This is a genomic window from Inquilinus sp. (genome assembly GCF_057815775.1).
The window spans coordinates 1-2,860 of record NZ_JBYRFX010000678.1 but is presented as its reverse complement, the minus strand read 5'-3'; the positions used below and the strand labels follow the sequence as shown (position 1 = coordinate 2,860).

Genomic DNA, 2,860 nt, shown 5'->3' with positions numbered 1-2,860 from the left:
CATCGAGATGGCCGGCGGCCACATTCGGGAGAGCGTCGATCATCAGCGATTCACCTTTAGCGGTGCCTTGTGCGCAGCGCCGCGTTCGTACCAGCCCTTGGACCGGTTCACGATCCAGACGACGGACAGCATGACCGGGACCTCGATCAGCACGCCGACCACGGTGGCGAGGGCGGCGCCGGAGTGGAAGCCGAACAGGCTGATGGCGGCGGCGACGGCCAGCTCGAAGAAGTTGGACGCGCCGATCAGGGCCGAAGGACCGGCGACGCAATGCCGTTCCCCGGCGAGACGGTTCAGCAGGTAGGCCAGGCCGGAATTGAAATAGACCTGGAGAAGGATCGGGATGGCCAGGAGCACGATCACCAGCGGCTGCGCGATGATCTGCTCCCCCTGGAAGCCGAACAGCAGCACCAGGGTCGCGAGCAGCGCCACCAGCGAGACCGGCCCCAGGACATGCAGCAACCGTGCGAGCGCGATCCCGCCGCCCGTGGCCAGCACCCAGCGGCGCACGATCTGCGCCAGGATCACCGGGATGACGATGTAGAGGGCGACCGAGAGAACGAGCGTGTCCCAGGGCACGGTGATCGCGGACAGGCCGAGCAGCAGGCCGACGATCGGGGCGAAGGCCACCACCATGATCGTGTCGTTGAGCGCCACCTGGCTCAGCGTGAAATGCGGTTCGCCCCTGGTCAGGTTGGACCAGACGAACACCATCGCCGTGCAGGGCGCGGCCGCCAGGATGATCAGGCCGGCAATGTAGCTGTCGATCTGGTCGGCCGGCAGCCAGGACCGGAACAGCCCGCCGATGAAGAGCCAGCCGAGCGCCGCCATCGAGAACGGCTTCACCGCCCAATTGATGAACAGGGTCACGCCGATGCCGCGCCAGTGCCGGCCGACCTCTCCGAGCGCGGCAAAATCGATCTTCAGCAGCATTGGGATGACCATCAGCCAGATCAGCACGGCGACGGGCAGGTTGACCCTGGCGATTTCCGCGGCGCCGACCGTCTGGAAGGCGCCCGGCATGACATGGCCGAGGGCGATGCCGGCGACAATGCACAGGGCGACCCAGAGGGTGAGGTATCGTTCAAAGCGGGACATGGATCCGCCTATGCCGTCGTGATGCGGCGGCCGTGGCCGTCCACCACGCGTTCGCCGTCTTCCTTGACGAACGCCCCCTGCTGTGGCGGCAACAGGTCGATCACCGCCTCGGACGGCCGGCACAGCCGCACACCCCTCGGGCTGACGACGATCGGCCGGTTGATCAGGATCGGATGCGCCGTCATGGCGTCCAGGAGCTGGTCGTCCGTCAGGCCGGGATCGGCAAGGCCCAGCTCGGCATAAGGCGTGCCCTTTTCGCGAATGACATCGCGGACGGACAGTCCCATCCGCGTGATGAGCTGGCGCAGCAGCGGGCGCGACGGCGGTGTCTTCAGATACTCGATGACATGCGGCTCGATGCCGGCATTGCGGATCAGTGCGAGCGTGTTGCGCGAGGTGCCGCAATCCGGGTTGTGATAGATGACGACGTCGATGGCGGGCTTCGTGTCGTCTCCGGGCGGGGCGATGCGGTCAGGCATTGGCGGGATCCTTTCCGGGTTCGCAGCAGGCGGCCATCGCGGCCACGGCGGGGGTGCAGACCTCCGGGCGCCCCTGGCAGCAGTCGCGCATCAGGAACTGGATCAGGCCGGACAACGCCGGATAGGCGGCGGTGTAGACGATCGATCGGCCCTCGCGGCGGGATTGTACCAGTCCCGCCTGCTCCAGATGGCTCAGGTGAAACGACATCCGCGACGAGGTCGCGCCCATTTCTTCGCCGATCGCACCGGCCGGCAGTCCGGCAGGGCCGGCGATCACCAGAAGGCGCACGATCCGCAGCCGGGTTTCCTGCGAGAGGGCCGCGAAGGCATCGAGGGCTTGCCGTTCATCCATCTTTGTCTCAATATCTCAAGAGGTGTTGAGATGAAAGGTAGGCGACAATGACCGTTCAGGCAAGCCTCTCGACCACCGATTTCCACGGTGATGGTTCCCTCGGCGCGGTCCTCGATGCTCTCGCGCCGCATGCGGGCAAGATCCTTGTCATCGAGTATGGCGGGCGGCGGATCCAGCCGGGCTATCACGTGACCGAGGTCAAGGCCGGATCGTTCGTCACGCTCGATTGCGGCGGCAACCCCGACCAATGGCGCGAGACGATCCTGCAGGTCGAGGATCGGGCGCCGGACAGCGGGCGGACCTTCATGCCGGTCGCCAAGTTCCGGGCGATCCTGGACCAGGTCGCGGCCCGGATCGGGCTTGATCCCGTGGCACGGCTGACCTTCGAGGTCGGCCCGCCGGAGGCGCCGATGCAGGTGTTCGACGCCGAGGCGCTGCAGGCCGACGATGACAGTGTCGTGCTGCGCCTTGTCGCCCGCGCGGCGATCTGCAAGCCCAGGCATCGCGCGATGCAAGAGGCCGCGTCGGCCGCTTGCTGCGGATCTGCGGCTGGATCCTGCGGGTAGTCCGGTCGGCCCATCCGGCGCGGTCACCTCACGCGGTCGCCCAGAGCAGGGCTCCGGCGGCCGCGCTGCCGATCAGGGTCGGGATCATGCCGGCCTTGAAGCGCAGCATGGCGAGCATCGAGGCCGCGACGAGGCTGGCGGCCCGCCAGTCGAGAGAGGAGAGGACGGGAATGTCGGGGCCGATTCCCAGCAGCCCGACCGTCACCACGGCACGGAACATCACATGCAGCGCGAACCACAGCGCCAGGTTGAGGATGACCCCGACCACGGCGGCGGTGATGGCGGACAGCGCCGCTGACACCGCGCGGTTGCCGCGCAAGGTCTCGACATAGGGCGCGCCGAGGAAGATCCACATGAAGCACGGG

At 67.3% G+C, this 2,860-nt stretch carries 5 protein-coding genes; 1 reads left to right on the top strand and 4 read right to left on the bottom strand.

Going from position 1 to position 2,860, the window contains the following annotated elements; genetic code table 11:
* Positions 1–42: 42 nt before the first annotated feature.
* The 3 genes from arsB to AC3XYG_RS23550 are packed head-to-tail and all read right to left on the bottom strand — an operon-like array spanning position 43 to position 1,929.
* Positions 43–1,098, bottom strand: a complete 1,056-nt coding sequence (gene arsB / locus AC3XYG_RS23560; RefSeq protein WP_489142303.1) for an ACR3 family arsenite efflux transporter — start codon at positions 1,096–1,098, stop codon at positions 43–45.
* Positions 1,099–1,106: 8 nt separating this feature from the next.
* A complete protein-coding gene (gene arsC, locus AC3XYG_RS23555) occupies positions 1,107–1,577 on the bottom strand; it encodes an arsenate reductase (glutaredoxin) (RefSeq protein ID WP_489142302.1) in 471 nt (156 codons plus the stop codon).
* Positions 1,570–1,929 (bottom strand): ArsR/SmtB family transcription factor, encoded by a 360-nt coding sequence (locus AC3XYG_RS23550; RefSeq protein WP_489142301.1) that lies wholly within the window; start codon positions 1,927–1,929, stop codon positions 1,570–1,572. The genes arsC and AC3XYG_RS23550 overlap by 8 nt, the downstream gene beginning before the upstream one ends.
* A 47-nt stretch (positions 1,930–1,976) precedes the next feature.
* Between AC3XYG_RS23550 and AC3XYG_RS23545 the strand changes: the two genes are divergently transcribed.
* Entirely contained in the window at positions 1,977–2,495 is a 519-nt protein-coding gene (locus AC3XYG_RS23545) for a DUF6428 family protein (RefSeq protein WP_489142300.1), read from the top strand.
* A 28-nt stretch (positions 2,496–2,523) separates the two neighbouring features.
* Here the strand turns inward: AC3XYG_RS23545 and AC3XYG_RS23540 are convergent.
* The coding region (locus AC3XYG_RS23540) for a chromate transporter (RefSeq protein ID WP_489142299.1) at positions 2,524–2,860 on the bottom strand (337 nt) is incomplete at its 5' end.

Excerpts from the sequence above, each read along its gene's own strand:
- arsB (WP_489142303.1), bottom strand. The coding sequence starts at position 1,098 with ATGTCCCGCTTTGAACGATACCTCACCCTCTGGGTCGCCCTGTGCATT.
- arsC (WP_489142302.1), bottom strand. The coding sequence starts at position 1,577 with ATGCCTGACCGCATCGCCCCGCCCGGAGACGACACGAAGCCCGCCATC.
- AC3XYG_RS23550 (WP_489142301.1), bottom strand. The coding sequence starts at position 1,929 with ATGGATGAACGGCAAGCCCTCGATGCCTTCGCGGCCCTCTCGCAGGAA.
- AC3XYG_RS23545 (WP_489142300.1), top strand. The coding sequence starts at position 1,977 with ATGACCGTTCAGGCAAGCCTCTCGACCACCGATTTCCACGGTGATGGT.